This window comes from Flavobacterium gilvum, from assembly GCF_001761465.1.
GTDB lineage: Bacteria > Bacteroidota > Bacteroidia > Flavobacteriales > Flavobacteriaceae > Flavobacterium > Flavobacterium gilvum.
Genome location: NZ_CP017479.1, coordinates 607,770 through 625,726 on the forward strand (window position 1 = coordinate 607,770; position 17,957 = coordinate 625,726).

General features: G+C 34.0%; 21 protein-coding genes. 7 read left to right on the forward strand and 14 right to left on the reverse strand.

Translation table 11 applies throughout. From position 1 onward, the window contains the following. Positions 1–8: 8 nt before the first annotated feature. A complete protein-coding gene (locus EM308_RS02600; RefSeq protein WP_035639082.1) occupies positions 9–1,106 on the reverse strand; it encodes a glycosyltransferase family 2 protein in 1,098 nt (365 codons plus the stop codon). After that, positions 1,103–2,047: a lysylphosphatidylglycerol synthase domain-containing protein gene (locus EM308_RS02605; protein ID WP_035639079.1), complete on the reverse strand. Its 945-nt coding sequence runs from the start codon at positions 2,045–2,047 to the stop codon at positions 1,103–1,105. Before EM308_RS02605 ends, EM308_RS02600 begins: the two co-directional genes overlap by 4 nt. A 182-nt stretch (positions 2,048–2,229) precedes the next feature. Here EM308_RS02605 and EM308_RS02610 point away from each other — a divergent pair, with 182 nt between their 5' ends. The 6 genes from EM308_RS02610 to EM308_RS02635 all read left to right on the forward strand — a co-directional run bounded on the left by EM308_RS02610 (position 2,230) and on the right by EM308_RS02635 (position 6,208). Beyond that, positions 2,230–2,649, forward strand: coding sequence for a DUF1003 domain-containing protein (locus EM308_RS02610; RefSeq protein WP_035639077.1), 420 nt, complete (start codon positions 2,230–2,232; stop codon positions 2,647–2,649). 19 nt (positions 2,650–2,668) lie between these two features. Then, entirely contained in the window at positions 2,669–3,223 is a 555-nt protein-coding gene (ruvC, locus tag EM308_RS02615; protein WP_035639074.1) for a crossover junction endodeoxyribonuclease RuvC, read from the forward strand. Positions 3,224–3,327: 104 nt separating this feature from the next. Then, positions 3,328–4,464, forward strand: a complete 1,137-nt coding sequence (gene hemW, locus EM308_RS02620) for a radical SAM family heme chaperone HemW (RefSeq protein WP_035639072.1) — start codon at positions 3,328–3,330, stop codon at positions 4,462–4,464. Positions 4,465–4,609: 145 nt separating this feature from the next. Then, on the forward strand, positions 4,610–5,017 hold the full coding sequence (locus EM308_RS02625; protein WP_035639071.1) for a GNAT family N-acetyltransferase: 408 nt from the start codon (positions 4,610–4,612) through the stop codon (positions 5,015–5,017). Beyond that, positions 5,017–5,385 (forward strand): MmcQ/YjbR family DNA-binding protein, encoded by a 369-nt coding sequence (locus EM308_RS02630; protein ID WP_035639068.1) that lies wholly within the window; start codon positions 5,017–5,019, stop codon positions 5,383–5,385. Before EM308_RS02625 ends, EM308_RS02630 begins: the two co-directional genes overlap by 1 nt. Positions 5,386–5,494: 109 nt before the next feature. Then, on the forward strand, positions 5,495–6,208 hold the full coding sequence (locus EM308_RS02635) for a PH domain-containing protein (protein WP_035639155.1): 714 nt from the start codon (positions 5,495–5,497) through the stop codon (positions 6,206–6,208). Positions 6,209–6,592: 384 nt separating this feature from the next. Here the strand turns inward: EM308_RS02635 and EM308_RS02640 are convergent, their stop codons facing one another. The 4 genes from EM308_RS02640 to EM308_RS02655 form a co-directional block, all read right to left on the reverse strand. Next, positions 6,593–6,832: a GlsB/YeaQ/YmgE family stress response membrane protein gene (locus EM308_RS02640; RefSeq protein WP_035639065.1), complete on the reverse strand. Its 240-nt coding sequence runs from the start codon at positions 6,830–6,832 to the stop codon at positions 6,593–6,595. Positions 6,833–6,996: 164 nt separating this feature from the next. Further along, a complete protein-coding gene (locus EM308_RS02645) occupies positions 6,997–8,097 on the reverse strand; it encodes a DUF4407 domain-containing protein (protein WP_035639063.1) in 1,101 nt (366 codons plus the stop codon). A gap of 152 nt (positions 8,098–8,249) precedes the next feature. After that, entirely contained in the window at positions 8,250–9,851 is a 1,602-nt protein-coding gene (pckA, locus tag EM308_RS02650) for a phosphoenolpyruvate carboxykinase (ATP) (RefSeq protein ID WP_035639060.1), read from the reverse strand. A gap of 72 nt (positions 9,852–9,923) precedes the next feature. Continuing rightward, on the reverse strand, positions 9,924–10,319 hold the full coding sequence (locus EM308_RS02655; RefSeq protein WP_035639153.1) for a DUF423 domain-containing protein: 396 nt from the start codon (positions 10,317–10,319) through the stop codon (positions 9,924–9,926). A gap of 313 nt (positions 10,320–10,632) precedes the next feature. On the opposite strand from EM308_RS02655, the gene EM308_RS02660 reads away from it, so the two are divergent. Further along, entirely contained in the window at positions 10,633–12,003 is a 1,371-nt protein-coding gene (locus EM308_RS02660; RefSeq protein WP_035639746.1) for a saccharopine dehydrogenase family protein, read from the forward strand. 70 nt (positions 12,004–12,073) lie between these two features. Here EM308_RS02660 and EM308_RS02665 read toward each other — a convergent pair whose 3' ends face one another. The 8 genes from EM308_RS02665 to EM308_RS02700 all read right to left on the reverse strand — a co-directional run bounded on the left by EM308_RS02665 (position 12,074) and on the right by EM308_RS02700 (position 17,923). Then, a complete protein-coding gene (locus EM308_RS02665) occupies positions 12,074–12,508 on the reverse strand; it encodes an energy transducer TonB (RefSeq protein ID WP_051877871.1) in 435 nt (144 codons plus the stop codon). A 21-nt stretch (positions 12,509–12,529) separates the two neighbouring features. Beyond that, positions 12,530–14,257, reverse strand: coding sequence for a M56 family metallopeptidase (locus tag EM308_RS18210; RefSeq protein WP_231560038.1), 1,728 nt, complete (start codon positions 14,255–14,257; stop codon positions 12,530–12,532). Continuing rightward, positions 14,254–14,625, reverse strand: coding sequence for a BlaI/MecI/CopY family transcriptional regulator (locus tag EM308_RS02675; RefSeq protein WP_035639749.1), 372 nt, complete (start codon positions 14,623–14,625; stop codon positions 14,254–14,256). Before EM308_RS02675 ends, EM308_RS18210 begins: the two co-directional genes overlap by 4 nt. Positions 14,626–14,647: 22 nt before the next feature. Beyond that, complete coding sequence (locus EM308_RS02680; protein WP_035639752.1) at positions 14,648–15,088, reverse strand: hypothetical protein; 441 nt, start codon at positions 15,086–15,088, stop codon at positions 14,648–14,650. Between the two features lie 203 nt (positions 15,089–15,291). Continuing rightward, a complete protein-coding gene (locus tag EM308_RS02685; protein WP_197056148.1) occupies positions 15,292–16,287 on the reverse strand; it encodes an energy transducer TonB in 996 nt (331 codons plus the stop codon). Positions 16,288–16,430: 143 nt separating this feature from the next. Further along, complete coding sequence (locus tag EM308_RS02690; protein WP_035639754.1) at positions 16,431–16,955, reverse strand: RNA polymerase sigma factor; 525 nt, start codon at positions 16,953–16,955, stop codon at positions 16,431–16,433. A 50-nt stretch (positions 16,956–17,005) separates the two neighbouring features. Next, positions 17,006–17,425 (reverse strand): WG repeat-containing protein, encoded by a 420-nt coding sequence (locus EM308_RS02695; protein WP_035639756.1) that lies wholly within the window; start codon positions 17,423–17,425, stop codon positions 17,006–17,008. 72 nt (positions 17,426–17,497) lie between these two features. Further along, on the reverse strand, positions 17,498–17,923 hold the full coding sequence (locus EM308_RS02700) for a WG repeat-containing protein (RefSeq protein WP_035639758.1): 426 nt from the start codon (positions 17,921–17,923) through the stop codon (positions 17,498–17,500). Positions 17,924–17,957: the final 34 nt, after the last annotated feature.

The window sequence follows — 17,957 nt, forward strand, 5'->3', positions numbered from 1 at the left end:
TCTGCAATTTAAAACCTTCTTCCTTTCCATTCGTATTTTCCAAACAAAGAATACAAAACCACAGCCGTGCTGAAAAACGGATACCACAAACTGCTTAAAAACAAATAACGTATTTTATGTTTTGTTAAGAATTTGCTTGTTTGCTGTATCAGTAGAGTATCGATTCCAAATTTAATCAGGAAATAAAACCCAATAAAAAAATAGGGAAGCATGCCCAAAATGGTCAGCACAAAGCAATACACAAAACCAAAATTAGCCACAAAAACAAGCAATCCCAGTCTTTTCCCAAAAAGGCTTTGATAAGAAGTGGTTTTGGAGGCCCAACGCACACGCTGATAAAACAACGATTTCCAGTCATCTACTGGTTTTGTTGTTACAATAGTATTTTTAGATTTTAAATAAGCTACTTTTTCAGGATATTCATTGATTGCTTTTTGCAACAAAAAAACATCGTCTCCACTTGCGATTTTATCATTTCCTTCAAAACCTTTTAGTTGTTGAAAAAACGATTTGGTGTAGGCAAAATTGGCCCCATTGCACATAAATCCTTTTTGGATTCCAAAACTGCCTATGGTTGCACCTTGTAGACTGGCCAAATCCAATTGCTGAAAATGGTGTAAAAACGAATTGTTGCAATCGTAGGTAACCGCTCCTGCAATCATCGAAACGTGATTGAGCTGAACGAAATTATCTAGTGTCAGCAGCCAGTTCTTTGGAACAACACAATCGGCATCGGTGGTAATGACCCAATCGTTTTTTACGATTTCCATCGCGGTTGAAATTGCATCTTTCTTGGGAGAATTTGAATTTCGAACATTATCTATGATACTAATCTGCAATCCGAAATCTGCAATCTGCAATCTGCAATCTGAGGCATCATCAACCAAAATCACTTCAAACAAGTCCGTTGGGTAATTCAACTTTGAAAAACTTTCCAATAAAACAGGTAAGTTTTCTTCTTCATTCCGAAAAGGAACAATAATGCTAAAACTGATTTTTGGCTTTAAGCCAATGAATTCAAAATGATTTATTTTGGTAAAACCATAAATGAGCCAACTTATAGCCAGCACATAAATAATCGATATGCCTAATAAAAACAAAATCATTGCAACGCTTTGCTTTTGAAATTCAACACATAATAACTTCCCCAAATGACAGGTAAAACAACATTCAGGAACCACATTAGAGTACTAATGAAGACAACTATCCATTCATTAACGCCCAATATTCCTAAGAAATACACGGCTACACCGCCTTTTACGGCAAAATCCAAAAACTGAAAAGTAGGCAAAGCCGAAGCCAGAAAGTAAACGCTCGTAATAGCCGACATCAAAATGAAATAAGGTAAATCGACATCGAAGGCCAAAAACAAAAAATAGTATTGATGCGAAAAAACTAAATAACGCAAAATTGCCAAAAGCAAATTTTTTTGATGAATCGATTTCGGGATTTCGTTGATTTTATGTATCAGTTTTTCGATTGAATAGCCTTTGATATTTATTTTTTTAGAAAAAAACAAAATAGTAAAAAGCAAACAGCAAGCGACAAAAAGTATGAATACCGTTTGGGTTGTGATTACATTGTATTGTGCATTGAAATATAACAATCCAAAAACACCAAAAATGATTGTGAGTACCATTTGGATTCCGTTGCAAATCAGGTTTAAAAACACAACTTTTTTGGTTTCTTTTTTGTCAAAATACAATGCTTTTCCTGCATATTCACCCACGCCGTTTGGGGTGAATAAACCTGCAGTAAGACCGGCCAGAACCTGTTTGGTGGCTTCGCCCAAAGAAATGGGACGAAGGCAGGAAACTAGATATTTCCATTTCATAATTTCAAATAACCGATTCAATACACTCAAAAGCAGAATAAAACTGATTCCTAAAACTGATTTGTTTTTATGAAACTGAATCAGGAATTTTTGCCAGTCCAGTTTGTCGTTGTTGGCCAATTGGTTGTAAATAAAATAAAAGGCACCGCCAACAATCAAAAGTTTGACCAGAAGTACTAGGAATTGCTTAGTTTTGTGAGGTATTGAAATCATGCCGCAAAGTAAAGGAAAATCGTTGTGAAAATACTATTTCGCACAGACTCACAAAGAAATTGCTAAGGAGCGCAAAAATTTTTATTTTGTTAGAGAAGCTAAACTTCGTGAATCTCGATGTCAACTTCGAGTATCTTTGTGTTATAACTTATTTATTTAAACAAAACTAACTATATATAGAGATGAGCAATAACAAAACTTGGCACGAAAAGCACATAGAAACATTGGGCTTTGGCAGCCGTTTGGCCGATTCGGTGGCCAATGGGATGGGATCTTGGCGGTTCATTATTATTCAAACTGCTTTTGTAATAGCCTGGATGGGATTGAATCTTATAGGTTATGCGTATCATTGGGACGTGTATCCCTTCATATTACTGAATCTTGTTTTTTCAACACAAGCTGCTTATGCCGCACCTATTATCATGATGTCGCAAAACAGACAAAGCGAAAGAGATCGGGTTCAGGCGCAATCCGATTACCAAACCAATGTTGACGCAAAGCTGGAAATCGAAGCTTTGGCAATTCGATTGGATAAAATTGAAGTCGAAAAATTGGATAAAATAATTAGGATGCTCGAGGAAATAGAAAGCAACTCAAAATAACTCCACTTAAAAATAAACCTTGACAAAAGAACGCATCATATTAGGAATAGATCCCGGAACCACAATTATGGGTTTTGGACTGATAAAAGTTGTCAATAAAAAAATGGAATTTTTGCAGCTCAACGAACTGCAATTGTCCAAATACGACAATCATTACCAGAAACTGAGAATCATTTTTGAACGCACCATCGAATTAATCGAAACGCACAATCCCGACGAAATCGCGATTGAAGCCCCTTTCTTTGGGAAGAATGTACAATCGATGCTCAAGCTCGGAAGAGCGCAAGGCGTGGCCATGGCAGCGGGACTTTCGAGAGATATTCCCATTACCGAATACGAACCCAAAAAGATAAAAATGGCCATAACCGGAAACGGAAATGCTAGTAAAGAACAAGTTGCCAAAATGCTTCAGCAATTATTAGGATTGAAAGAATTGCCAAAGAATCTTGATTCTACTGATGGTTTGGCGGCGGCCGTTTGCCATTTTTTCAATTCGGGTAAAGTTGTTGCCGGTAAGAGTTATTCTGGTTGGGATGCTTTTGTAAAACAAAATGAGGAACGAGTTAAGAAATAAGCCTAAATTAATTTGTCAATTAGAGAATTAGAAAATGAGATAATTTCATAGACAACGAAGGAATTATCTAATTATCTAATTGACAAATTCTCTAATTAATTAAAATGAGCGGAATCTACATCCACATCCCCTTTTGCAAGCAGGCTTGTCATTACTGCGATTTTCATTTTTCTACTTCGATGAAGAAGAAAGAGGAAATGGTTTTGGCTATCGCCAAAGAATTGAAAATGCGAAAACCCGAATTTCAGAATGAACTTGTAGAAACCATTTATTTCGGCGGAGGAACGCCTAGTAGATTGCAGATTGCAGATTTGAGATTGCAGATGGATACGATTTATGAAAATTATGCAGTTTCTGAAAATCCGGAAATAACACTCGAAGCTAATCCGGATGATTTGTCGGAAGAATATTTAATTGAACTTTCAAAAATTGGAATCAACCGCTTGAGCATCGGAATTCAGTCTTTTTTTGAAGATGATTTGGCGATGATGAATCGGGCTCACAATTCGGCGGAAGCCAAAAAATGTCTGGAAGAAGCAACAAAATATTTCGACAATATTTCGCTCGATTTGATTTACGGAATTCCGGGAATGAGCAATGAAAAATGGAGGCAAAATATAGAAACCGCTTTATCTTTTGGAATACCACATATTTCTAGTTATGCATTGACGGTCGAACCCAAAACAGCTTTGAACAAACTCATTCAAACAGGAAAAATAGCCAAACCAAGCGATGAATCGGCTCAGGAACATTTCGCAATTTTGGTAGAAACATTGGAGGCTAATAATTTTATCCATTATGAGTTGTCTAATTTTGGGAAAGAAAATTATTTTTCAAGAAACAATTCTGCCTATTGGTTGGGAAAAAAATATTTAGGAATCGGTCCTTCTGCGCATAGTTATGATGGCGTTTCCCGAAGTTGGAATGTTTCGAATAATTCTCTTTATTTAAAATCCATTCAGGAAGACAAACTACCAAATGAAACAGAAGTTTTGTCCGTTGCCGATCATTACAATGAATATATTATGACGGGGCTGCGAACGATTTGGGGCGTTTCGTTGCATCGAATTGAAACCGAATTCGGAAGTAAATATTTGGATTACTTACAAAAACAAGCGCAAAAATTCATAAGCGATGATTTTCTTTTTGTAGAAAACGACATTTTGAAACCAACTTCAAAAGGAAAATTTTTGACTGATGGAATTGCTTCAGATTTATTTTATTTAAATTTGGAAGTCTAACCACAAAGGGCACAAAGATTTACACAAAGTTCTCTAAGCTTTGTGTACTTGGTGTTTTCTTGGTGAACTTAGTGTTTAAATTTAAGGAAGCAATAATTCTAATTAACAACCAAACAATAGAAGTTGATTTATCAAAAATCATTTTATGTCAAATACGATACAAGTTTCTACAGATAAAGAAAAGTTGAATGTTCCTTTTATTCAGCATTTTCTAAAAGACATTTATTGGGCTGCTGGGAGAACCATAGATGAAGTTCAAAAGACAATTGACAGTTCGGTTTGTTTTGGGATTTATCTTGACGATGAGCAAATTGGTTTTGCCAGAGTCATTACCGATTATGTAGTTTTTGCCTATATGATGGATGTTTTTATTGCCGAAGAACACAGAGAGAAAGGTTATTCATCTGTTTTGATTGGCGCAATGATGGAAGAACCTTTATTGAAAGAAGTGAAAATATGGAGATTGGCCACAAGGGATGCTCATTTTTTGTATGAGAAATTCGGTTTTAAAGAATTGGCATATCCAGAACGAATGATGGAAAAAATAGTATAATGAACTTAGAAACGTATTACGAATATTGCTTTTCCAAAAAAGGAGTTACGGAACATTTTCCCTTTGACGAAGATACTTTAGTCTTCAAAGTGGGCGGAAAAATGTTTGCTTTGTCTTCCTTATCGCAATGGGAAAAAGGAACTCCATCCTTAAATCTAAAGTGTGACCCGGAACGTGCTCAGGAATTACGCGCTGAATACGATGCGATTCAGCCCGGCTATCATATGAGTAAAGTGCATTGGAACACCATTGCAGTAAATCAGGATGCGCCCGATGTTTTGCTGAAAGAATTGATAGATCATTCGTATGACTTGGTTTTTAAAAGTTTATCCAAGAAAATTCAAAATGAAATTATCGACGCGAGATAAAATATTTATCGAACAGGCGAAGCAATTAGAAAAATAGGCTTTACTTTTGTAGGAAATAAAAAAAACTCAGCAACTTAGTCACTTAGTGACTCAGCAACTTTATAAAAAAATGAAAGAACAAATTAAAAAGTTTTTAAACGAAGAACAAGATCCAAAAGCGATTGAGAAAGTCACTTCAAAATTGCAGGATATTTTAATGAAAAACGAAGAGGTTGGGTATATTGCGGTGCAAAAAAAGCCTGCATTGACCGTGCTTCCAGATAGTATTGTTGTTACCAATAAAAGAATTATCATCTGCCAGCCCAAAAACTTAGGATTGTCCATGCATTTTATCGATTATACTTGGGACGAAATCGAAGGTACTTTTGTTAAAGAAAATATTTTGGGTTCAGAATTTTCTTTTTCGACCAAAACAGAGCTGCAGGTTACAATCGATTATATTCCAAAAATTCAGGCGCGTAAAATTTTTACTTATGCTAAAGAACAATTGGATATTTTGAAAAATGGAGCTAACTCGATTTCTCCTATTACAGAAGAAGTTGCTCCAGAATTAATTCAGCAACCCGAATTACAGCAACCCGAATTAGTTGAAGAAATGGAAACCGAAGAAGTAACTAATTTTGCCGAAATAATGCCGGCTGTTTCCAATTTTGCAGAATCTGTTGTAGAAAACACAAGTGCTTCGACAGAGAAAAAAACAAGCGAATTGACTCAAGACGAACTTTTTGCGAAGCTTCAAAATTATAAAAAACTACTCGATAACGGATTGATTTTACAAGGTGAGTATGATGCTTTCAAAAAAGAGATTTTGAGTTTAATGTAGAATTTTAGTCAAAAGACAAAAATTTTAAAGTCTAAAGAATTCTATTTTTGGCATATAAACCTGAATTCGATTATTAAAAAATAGACCGCTCCTATGGAGCTCAATGTTGGTAATAATCCTATTTTCTACAAACATATCGCTCCTAACGGAGCTTAATAATGATAATTTTATCAAAATAAAGCCACAGAGTGGCGAAATGTTTATAGAAATCAACAATTAGTTTACGATTCGGAGCTCCGTAGGTGCGGAACCGTAATTGTTCTAATAATAAAGTTAAATGGTTCTGCTTAAAAAATAATAACCGAACTCAGGTTATAAAGGTTCAATCATAAAAAAAGGGATTTCAAAAATAATTGAAATCCCTTTTTATTTATTTCCGAATTCTTATTTTTTGAATAAACTAATAATGAAGAGCAAAATCCAGGCACCACCAGCAGCAATTACTATTTGCCATAGCAAACCGCCACCGCCAATTCCTAATTTACTGGCAAGCCAGCCTCCAAAGATTCCACCTATTATTCCGGCAACGATATTACCGATTAAACCAAAGCCACTACCTTTCCATAGCTGCCCGGCAAGCCATCCTGAAATGGCACCAATTAAAAGAAAATAGAAAAATTCCATAGGTTTGTTTTTTTAATAAGTTAATTTAATAAAATTAACAAAAAAATCAATATAAAATACATATAATCAGGTTTTTATGATGTGCCATTTTAGCTGTGTTTTTTAATAAATCCTATTTTTGTTTATCAAATGGTTGTTGGGAACAGTGTAAAGAAAGATTTAATTTATAAAGTTTTCATTTGCTTTTCGACAAAATTATTGGACTGCTGTTCTAATAATTCGATTGTATTTTTTCGTTGTAAATCATATAATTTTTTGTCCTCTGCAATATCTGCATAAACTTTATCGTGCATGGTAGCACTGGTTTTAATCAATAATTCTCTTTGGTATTTGTCCTGTTCAATAGTAGCTTTGAGAGCGGTTTCTAGGTCTTCCAGTTTATAATCGTATTCGCCTCGTGGAGAAAGCAATTTAGCAATAATAGGAGAAGTTTCAATCGCCAAGAATAGTAACATTATAAAAACCGAAGGAAGCCATGGCAGTTTATTCAATGCGTTGATGCGCGCCATCAAACCATCAAAACTGTCGATGATTGGCTGAGTTTCGGTTACTTTTTTGTCCAAATCGGTTTGCAATGTTTTATTACCTTTTTCAAGGACTGCGATTTTTTCTAAATTGTTTTTCCGAATAGTGTCCAATTCATTTTTGGCCAAATCATGTTTGGCAATTTTTTCTTTAAAAACAGGGCCTTTACCCATTAATTTCGTTCCTGCCGTTCCTTCAGCCTCTTGAATATAGGTTTGATAAAGCGTGTTTACTTCTTTTTCCTTATTGGCAATTTCGGATATCAGATTCTTGATTTCGTTTTTGTTTTTTTCCAAATCCGATTTGAAATAACTGGCGACTTCCTTTTTGTTATTCAGCGCCATTGCATTTTTTTCTTTCAGTAAAACAGTGTTGATTTCTTTTTCAAAAATTTTGATTTCCAATGGTTTTGAAATCACGATAGCAATTATGAATGCCAAAATGATTCGGGGAGTTGCCTGAAGAAACTCATTAGAAAAACTGTCTCTTTTTCGGATAGTAGAAACAATAAAACGATCCAGATTGAAAATAAGCAAACTCCACACGAAACCAAAAAGTAATGCGGGAATAATGTTGTCAAAAACAGTAAAAAGAGCATAGGCGCTGGCAATAAAAGCCATAACTGCGGTAAAAAAAACGGTAGCACCGATACCCACAAATTTGGTTTGTTCGCCATCGGAACAACCGTCAAGAAGCTTTTTGTCAGCCCCCGAACAGAGAATAAAGAATTGTTTTAGCATGATTGATTTGATTTTTGATTGATTCTGCAAATTTAACCCCAAAAAAAATAATAATATCTTAAAATCTTGATTTGTTTTTGGTTAGAGTTTCAAATAATAAAAAAAGAGCTGCCCGTGAGGAACAGCTCTTTGAGTATTGAATTAATAATTAATCAGGCAATGGGAGCACCGGTCAAAATTTCGGCATTAGCAAATGCTGAAAATTCAGAAAAATTGTCTCTGAATTTTTGTGCCAGTTCAACAGCTTTTTTGTCATACAAAGTTTTGTCATCCCAAGTGTTTCTTGGATTTAAAATTTCATTTGGAACTTCTGGACACGATTGCGGAATAGCGATTCCAAATACCTCATGATTGATGAATTTTACATCATCCAATTGCCCATTTAGTGCCGCCGTAATCATGGCTCGTGTGTATTTTAATTTCATTCTGTTTCCTGTTCCGTAAGGCCCACCGGTCCATCCGGTGTTGATTAACCAAACTTTTACGTTGGCATCTTTCATTTTTTTGCTCAACATTTCAGCATATTTTGTTGGATGCAAAGGCATGAAAGGAGCTCCAAAACAAGCAGAAAAATTGGGTTGAGGCTCAGTAACACCAGCCTCAGTTCCAGCCACTTTTGCTGTATATCCTGAGATAAAATGATAGGCCGCCTGACCCGGAGTCAATTTTGAGATCGGAGGTAAAATCCCAAATGAATCTGCTGTTAAGAAGAAAATATTTTTTGGGTTTTTGCCAATGGAACCTGGCTGAATATTATTGATGTGCTCAATAGGATAACTTACTCTTGTGTTCGGCGTGATGGAAATATCTTCAAAATCAACTTCATTGGTTCCGGTTTTGAAAACTACATTTTCCAGAATTGCTCCTTTTTTGATAGCCTTAAAAATGTCCGGTTCATTCTCCTCGGTGAGGTTGACTACTTTGGCATAACAGCCACCTTCAAAGTTAAAAACGGTATTCTCATTGGTCCAACCATGTTCGTCATCACCGATTAATTTTCGGTTTGGGTCTGCAGACAAAGTAGTTTTTCCTGTTCCGGATAAACCAAAGAATATGGCAGTATCCCCATCTTGACCGACATTGGCACTACAGTGCATAGGAAGCGTGTTTTTGAAAACTGGTAGAATAAAGTTCAACGCCGAAAAGATTCCTTTTTTCATTTCGCCGGTATATCCTGTACCACCGATCAGAGCTATTTTTCTGGTAAAATCCAAAATGGAGAAATTCCCCTGACGCGTTCCATCTGTTGATGGATCTGCGGCAAATTCTGGAACGCAGATTACAGTCCACTCTGGAGTGAAATTTTCCAAGTCTTCATTTGTCGGTTTCAAAAACATATTGTAGCAAAATAAATTAGCCCAAGCGGTTTCGGTAACAACACGAATATTTAATCTGTAATTAGAATCGGCACAAACGTAAGAATCCCTGACAAAAATTTCTTTGTTGGATAAATAAGCAGTAGCTTTTTTATAAAGTGCTTCAAAAGCGGTCGGTTCAAATGGGATATTTATTTTTCCCCACCACACTTTGTCCTCGGTGATGCTGTCTTTTACAATGAAACGATCTTGGGGAGAACGACCTGTAAAAGCTCCCGTATTTACGGCCAATGCTCCGGTAGAATTTTCAAAACCCTGTCCGGATTGTATGGTAATTTCATGTAATTCGGCTGGGGGTAGCTGGTAATGAATTTTTGCATTTTCGATTCCCATTTCTTTTAACGAAATCGATTTCGTAAACAAGGCGTAGTTGTTCATAAAAAAATAGTTATTTAGAGTGGTTTTTATTTCACTGCAAAATTATAATTATTTTTTACAACCACATTAAATTTATTTTTCTTTTTTTATGGGTTTTATTAAGTCAAAAAACAACAGAAACCATGCTGAAATAAGAAATACTCCGCCGATAGGTGTAATAAATCCGAATGTTTTAAAGTCAAAAGGCAATAAAGAATTGGTGGCCAAAAGGTAAATTGATCCAGAGAAGAATATCACGCCCAAAAGAGTCAGGTTGTAGATCTTGTTTTTTCTTTTTTCAGTGATTAAATTGTTTGTTCCAATGAATAATAAAAACAAAGCATGATACATTTGATAGCGTACTCCCGTTTCAAAAGTGGCAAGTTGTTCTATCGTCAGCACTTTTTTTAGGGCATGTGCGCCAAAAGCACCTAAAATTATGGCAATCATTCCCAAAAGAGCTGCAGATGAAATTATTTTTTTATTCATTTTTTTGAATTTTATAATTGAGGTAAAAGTATCTTTAATAATGATAAAATTAAAGTATTTCAATTAGAATTTTAGAGTATTTTTTTGTAAATTAAAGAGTAGAATTTGGCTTAATTTTGAAGCTAAAATTCATTAATTGTTTGGAGGAGAAAATGTTTTCTCAAAAAAAATTTGTTATAAATGCAACAATAACTTATATTTGTGTTGTATTTTTATCTAAAGATTTTTTTTAATTCAGGACAAAAACATCCTAATTTATCAAAAAATAGAACATAATTATTTTGTTTGTAAGAGAATTTAAAAATATAAAAACATGAGAACAATTCTTATCATAGGTGCGGGAAGATCGGCTTCTTCCTTGATACAATACCTTTTAAACAAATCGGTATCCGAAGAATTGCATCTTATCATCGGCGATTCGTCTTTGGCTTTAGCCGAAAAAAAGACAAACAAGCATCCGAACGCAACTCCAATAGCCCTAGATATATTTGATGAAAATCAAAGAAAAAACTGGATTCAAAAAGCAGATATCGTTATATCGATGCTGCCGGCACATCTTCATATAGAAGTCGCCAGAGATTGTATTAAGTATAAAAAACATTTGGTTACGGCTTCATATATTAGTGATGCAATGCAGGAATTGGATGCTGCCACCAAAGCCAACAATCTTATTTTTATGAATGAGATTGGACTTGACCCCGGAATCGACCACATGAGTGCCATGAAAGTGATTGATGAGATTCGAGAACAGGGCGGTAAAATGCTTTTGTTTGAGTCTTTTTGCGGTGGACTGGTCGCACCAGAATCTGATGATAACTTGTGGAATTATAAATTTACCTGGGCTCCCAGAAATGTTGTGCTTGCCGGACAAGGTGGTCCTGCCAAGTTTATTCAGGAAGGAACTTATAAATACATTCCGTATGTAAATTTGTTTCGCAGAACCGAGTTTTTGGAAGTGGAAGGTTATGGTAAATTTGAAGCGTATTCCAATCGCAATTCCCTAAAATATCGTAGTGTTTATGGGCTAGATGATATTCTTACTTTATATAGAGGAACCATTAGACGAGTTGGTTTTTCCAAAGCGTGGAATATGTTCGTGCAACTGGGAATGACAGATGACAGTTATGTTATGGAAGATTCAGAAAACTTGAGTTACCGTCAATTTGTGAATTCTTTTCTGCCGTATCACCCAACCGATTCTGTTGAAATCAAAATGCGTTTGATTCTCAAAATAGATCAAGATGATATCATGTGGGATAAATTATTGGAATTGGATTTGTTCAATCCCAATAAAAAAGTGGGTTTAAAAAATGCTACGCCTGCACAAATTCTGGAAAAAATACTCAGCGAAAGTTGGACTTTGCAGCCTCATGACAAGGATATGATTGTTATGTACCACAAATTTGGGTATGTCCTTCATGGCGGAGAAAAACAAATCGATTCCAAAATGGTTTGTCTGGGAGAAGATCAAACCTATACCGCTATGGCCAAAACTGTAGGCTTGCCGGTTGCAATGGTAACTTTGTTGATTTTGAACGGAAAAATTACCACTCCAGGAGTTCAATTGCCAATTCGTAAAGACGTATATCAACCTATTTTGCGAGAACTGGAAGAATACGGAGTTGTATTTAATGAACAGGAAATGCCTTATGTAGGCTATAATCCTGATAAAGTTTTTACTTGATGTTTTTTTTTAATTTTTAGTTTTAATTTTTTTGGAAAAATCCGCATTGTGAAATGCGGATTTTTGTTTTTTATTCAACTACTTGAGTTGGAATTGGCGTATAAAATATCGTTCGAACTATAACACCTTTATTTGACCCTGGAATCCATTTCGGTGAAAGCTTTAAAACCCTTATTGCTTCCTCGCCAGTACCATAGCCTATGTCTCTTATAACTTTAAATCCTGACAAACTACCGTCTTTTTCTACAATGAAAGACATATATATTTTCCCTTTTACCTTATTTTTCACAGCTTCAGGGGGCATTTTAAAGTTTGAAACGACAAATAAATTAAACGACTCAATGCTTCCTGGGAATTCGGGTCTTGCATCAATATCCCAAGTAGGAAAAATTTCTTTTTCTATAACATCATTTTTTTTAGACTCTTCCTGAGCTATCGCTTTTGTACTGAAAATCAATAATAATAAAAGAGGAACAGCTCCAATTGAACAAATTCTAAAACTCATTTAACTTCTATCTTTTAGTTATTAATTAGCTGATTGAATAGTAATTGGTAAGCTGTATAATACTCTAACTGGATTACCGTTTATTTTTCCAGGAATCCATTTTGGAGATAATTTCAAAACACGTACAGCTTCTTCTCCAGTTCCATAACCTGCATCTTTAACGACGCGAATATCACTCAAACCACCATCTTTTTCTACTACAAAGGTGATGTACACTTTTCCTTTTAAATTAGGTTGTGAAGGGGCTTTATAATTCTTGCCCACAAATTCGTAGAATTTTTCAATTCCTCCGAAAAAATTAGGCTTTTCATTTACTGCAGATAAACTGTAGATTTCATTTTCTTGAATATTTATAGTTTTTGTTTTATCAGGTTGAGCCTTATCTTGTTTTTTACCCATTAACGTCATTCTAAGTTCTTTCCCATAAAATTTCAGGTGTGAATCCTTTAAATTTTTATCAAAGTATTCTTTTGTGTATAAACTATACTGATGTAATTGAGGATGCTTTTTTGTTCGAGCGTTTTTATAAACAAAACTTCCGGCAAAATACGCAATATCTTTTGTTGTATATTTATCTAATTCTGAGTTTGGAATATTTTTTCCGTCAAGCCATATTGCAAAATCCTTTTCGTTTTTCCAGCTATTGAATTCTTTTTCAGTTGGATTTTTGCTAATCTTCGGAGAAGGGACATAGAATAAAAATCTGTTTTTTTCCTCCAAAGTTAGTTCTTCATATTTCTTGTTGATTAATGTTTTTTTATTACAATCGTTGATGATGATTTGAACACCAGCATAATATTCATCTCTAAGTTTGTCTTTAGAGCTAACGGGTTGAGTGATTTTTTTTTCGGGTTGAGTAGTGCTTTTAGAAGGAGTAATAGGTTTTTCTTGTGCAACACTTTCTACACACATAAAATAAATAAGTCCTGAAAACAAAGGTAAAAGAGTTATCTTGTACAGAAACGTCTTAGTTTTGGAAACAGTTTTTGTCATCATAATAAATCTTTTTTTAGTTACAGAATAATTTAAATTACTGGTTAATGCGAAAGTTGGTTTTTTGTTTGCATGAGCAAGCAACAGATTTTGATAAAACGGTACATTGTCATAAGAATTCACCACTTTCTCATCGGCAAGGAATTCGTGGTTGAGTTGGATGGCTTTTTTGTAAAAAATGAAAAGAGGATTAAACCAAAACACCGTTTTTAGGGCTTCTATAAACAACACATCCAGAGTATGTTTTTGGGTTACGTGTATTAATTCATGTGTGTATAATTCTTCTTCAATCTTACGGTTTTCATAATCTGTTTTGTTGAGAAAGATACAATTCAAAAAAGTATGTGGCGGTGTTTCTTCTTCCAACAAAACTAATTTGGAGTTTTTGTATTCTATGATTGTACTCGACTTTATATTGGATATTATTCTCAAAATGTTTCTGAGGTATCGAAATAATAATATCGAAGTAATCAAGCCATAAATGCTCCAAAGAATTATCGGTTTGTAATCGATAGTTTCTTTTACCTCTACTACTTTTAGATTTTCCAATGCAACATAAGAGTAGGTTTGTTGAATTGGCACGATAGTTTCCTCTATGATTTCAATGGTTATGAAAGGAATTGCAAATGAAAACAGAAGGCTGAACAACAAGTAAAACCTGTTAAATTGGTGCATTTTTTCTTTTTCTAATACCAAATGATAAAAGAGTAAAAGTGCAAACAAGCTGATGGCGGATTTAATTAGAAAGTCAATCATTTTTTCTTTTTTTGGATTTCACTGTCTATTATTTTTTTGAGTTCTTCCAGTTCCGATGCAGAGAGATTCGTCTCTTTGGTAAAGAAAGAAGCAAATTGTGATGCCGAATTGTTGAAGAAATTGCTAATCAATCCGTTTACGTGTTTCGAGAAATAATCTGTTTTTTTGACCAAAGGATAATATTCTCGTGAGTTTCCAAATTCGTTATACGCAACAAATTTTTTGTCAATCATTCTTTTTAGAAGAGTTGCAACTGTTGTTGTTGCCGGTTTTGGTTCGGGATACGCTTCAAGTAAATCTTTCATAAAAGCTTTCTCGAGTTGCCAAAGATGTTCCATTAATTGTTCTTCGGAGTTGGATAGTTGCATGTTGTAGTTTTTTAGTTGTGTTTTATTTTTTGTCTTGTAAAATTGGCGTTTTTACTTCCGAAACTAATTTTCCATTGTCATATTTGCTGATGGAGATTAGTTTTCCTTTTTCGTCAAAATATTTCCAATCACCCTTGTAAAACCAATGCATTGTAGTGCCAAGTCCAGTTAGTTCTGTTTTCCCTTTGGACTGAATCACCCCATTTGGATAATAATAGGTAATAGTGGATTTGTTTTTGCGATAGATTTCTTTTTTATAAATTTTATTGTTGGTGTAATAACACCATTTTTTTATGGGATCACCATTTTTGTAATTTCCCACCGATTTATACTGCGTGCTGTCTATTGAATAATCCTCAATCCATAGTCCGACTCTTTTCTTGTTTTCTTTTTGATTGATAGTCCCTGTTTTGCATCCAATGAGACTTAATGTTAAACATAAAAGGGCGAGTAGGTTTTTCATAAATTTATTTTGCTCTACTAAAATAGAATCAACTCTACAAATGTAGAATAAAAAATAACATAACCAAATTATTTGCCAAAAAAAATCCGTTCATATTAAACAAAATGAACGGATTAGAAATATTTTATTATGAATTTAGGCTATTCTGCTGTTTGGTTATTTACTTAACTTCACAAAATATTTGTAAAACAGCGGAATGGTTTCTATTCTTTATATTTTTCAGTGGGTGCTACCGTTATTGGCATTGAATATAATACTCTCACTTTTTTACCATTTTGTTCTCCTGGTATCCAATTTGGACATTCTTGAAGTACTCGGACAGCTTCTTTTCCAGAGCCAAAACCAACATCTTTCACACACTTAATATTTGATAGCGATCCATCTTGCTCGACAATAAAGGTCATATAAACTTTGCCACTAGGGCAACCTATAGGGGTTTTGTAGTTTTTGGCTATAAATGCATAGAGTTTTTCCATTCCCCCAATAAATTCAGGTTTCTGTTCTATTCCTGCCAAACTGTAAACAGGCTCTGGTTCGTAATTATATAATTCTTCTTCAGCTTGAATCGTTAAAGCTAGCGTATATTGTACTCGCACTATTTTTTCGTCGTTTTTCCCGGGTATCCATTTCGGACATTCTTTGAGCACTCGAATCACTTCTTCACCTACACCAAAACCAATATCTTTTACGGTTTTGATATCGGTCAATGAACCATCTTTTTCTATAACGAAAGTTACCGCAATTCTGCCTTCGGGACAGTCTTTAGGTCTTTTGAATTTTCCCCATATAAATGCATGGAATTTATTAATTCCATTTGGAAATTCAGGTTTTACCTCCACTTCATTTATTGAGAAAATCTTTTCCTGCACATTTGATGTTACTGTATATGTTATAATTCTATTTATCGTATCATTCATTAAATGTTTAGCTGCAACACTATTTGCTTTCAAATCATTTTTTGGGGACTTTAAATTATCAATATTTGTTTTTTCTTGCTTTTTCAGATTTAATGTACTGTCTTTTAAATCTAAAATAGGAATAGACGATTTTAATTTGGTACCAGAATCTAAAATGACTACCGATTTTTCCTTTTTTATGGAGTCGTTATTTAAGATCGGTTGCTCTGTTTTTTGAGAGCTGTTTTCACTATTTAAGAATAAAGCTATTACTGAAAATAAAGCTATTGTTGGAAGTATCATAGTAAAAAAAGTTTTTTTGAAGTTTGACTTAGGCTTTGGTTCCTGTGATAAATTATTCTGAATTTTTTTCCATAAATCATCCGAAGGCATTTCGTTGAAAGAATTGCTTTTGGATTTGAAAAAATTGTCTAAATCTTTATTTTTCATTTTGTACTATTAAAATATACTTTTTTGAGTTTTTCTCGGGCATAATTCAATTGAGACTTTGAAGTGCCGTCAGAAATGTTCAGTTTCTCGGCAATCTCTTTGTGCTTATATCCTTCAATAGCATATAAGTTGAAAATTATTCGGGCACTATCTGGAAGAATTTCAAGCATTTTTTCAATATCCTGATTTTCGATTTGGTTCTCAATTTCATTTGCAGGAGGCGATGCTATTTTGTCATGAGGTATTTCATCAAATTGTAAATTGTTTTTCCGTAATTCCATTAAGCAACAATTGACGGTGATTTTTAGAATCCAGCCTTCAAAACTGCCTTGATTGTTAAACTGATCGCATTTTTGAAAAACAGTTAGAAATGTATTCATTGTAATTTCTTCGGCCAATTCCCTGCTTTTCATATAGCGTTTACAAATTCCAAATACTTTTGGTCCATACGTTTTGTAAACAAGACTTTGAATAGAAGAATCATTTTTTTGACAGCCAATAAGTAAATCGTTTTCGGTCATTTAGTAGTTTTATTCGTGTGTTCAATGATTTTTATATTTCTCAAAAAATGTCAATCTTTAACATATTTGCAAGGAACAATTTCCTCTCCTTTCGAATTGATAAAACCAATCAATCCTTCATCATTTGTTACTCTGGCCCAATTTTTTTCAAATTCTCCGAATAATTCAATCGAAACATATTTGCAAGGAACGACTTCCTTTCCTATTGAATTAATGATCCCAACCAGGCCCTGGTCATCTGTTACCATTGCCCATTTTTCTTTTGAATCTCCAAATGTCACAAATTTGTCAATCTTAGTATATTTACACGGAACGAACTCCTCTCCTTTCGAATTAATGAATCCCATTAATCCTGCGGCATTTTTTACAGGCATCCAATCTAATTGTTCAGTTAATTGGGTCTTTTTTTCTTGCCCGAATGAATTTAAACTTAAAAAGGAAAATACAAATAAGAGGAATATTTTTTTCATGCTCTATGTTTATAATTGATTTATTTAGTTGTAAATGTGTCATTAATTGTATTTGTGATTCTACTTATCTTTTTATTTAGGAACAAGAATTTTTGTATAAATTGGTTTGACTATTTCCTTTCCATCTAAATTTATATAGCCATATAATTCTAATTCATCTTTAATCATTACTTTGGCCCAATTTTCTTTGTCTTCTCCAAATGGGTAGACACGTAAATACTTAGTTGGGACGATTTCTTTTCCTTTTGAATCTATGAATCCTATCAAACCTTGTTCATTTTCTACCCTAGCCCAATCATCTTTATATTCTCCAAATGAATCTATATTAGCATATTTCATTGGAACTACTTCTTTTCCTTTAGAATCAATAAAACCAATTAATCCTTCCATATTCCTTACATATATCCATCCTAATTTTTTTAATAAAGTTGTTTTTTCTTGTCCGAATGAATTTATACTCAAAAGGGAAATTACGAATAAGAGGAATACTTTTTTCATGCTCGATATTTTTAATTAATAGCCTTTTATTATA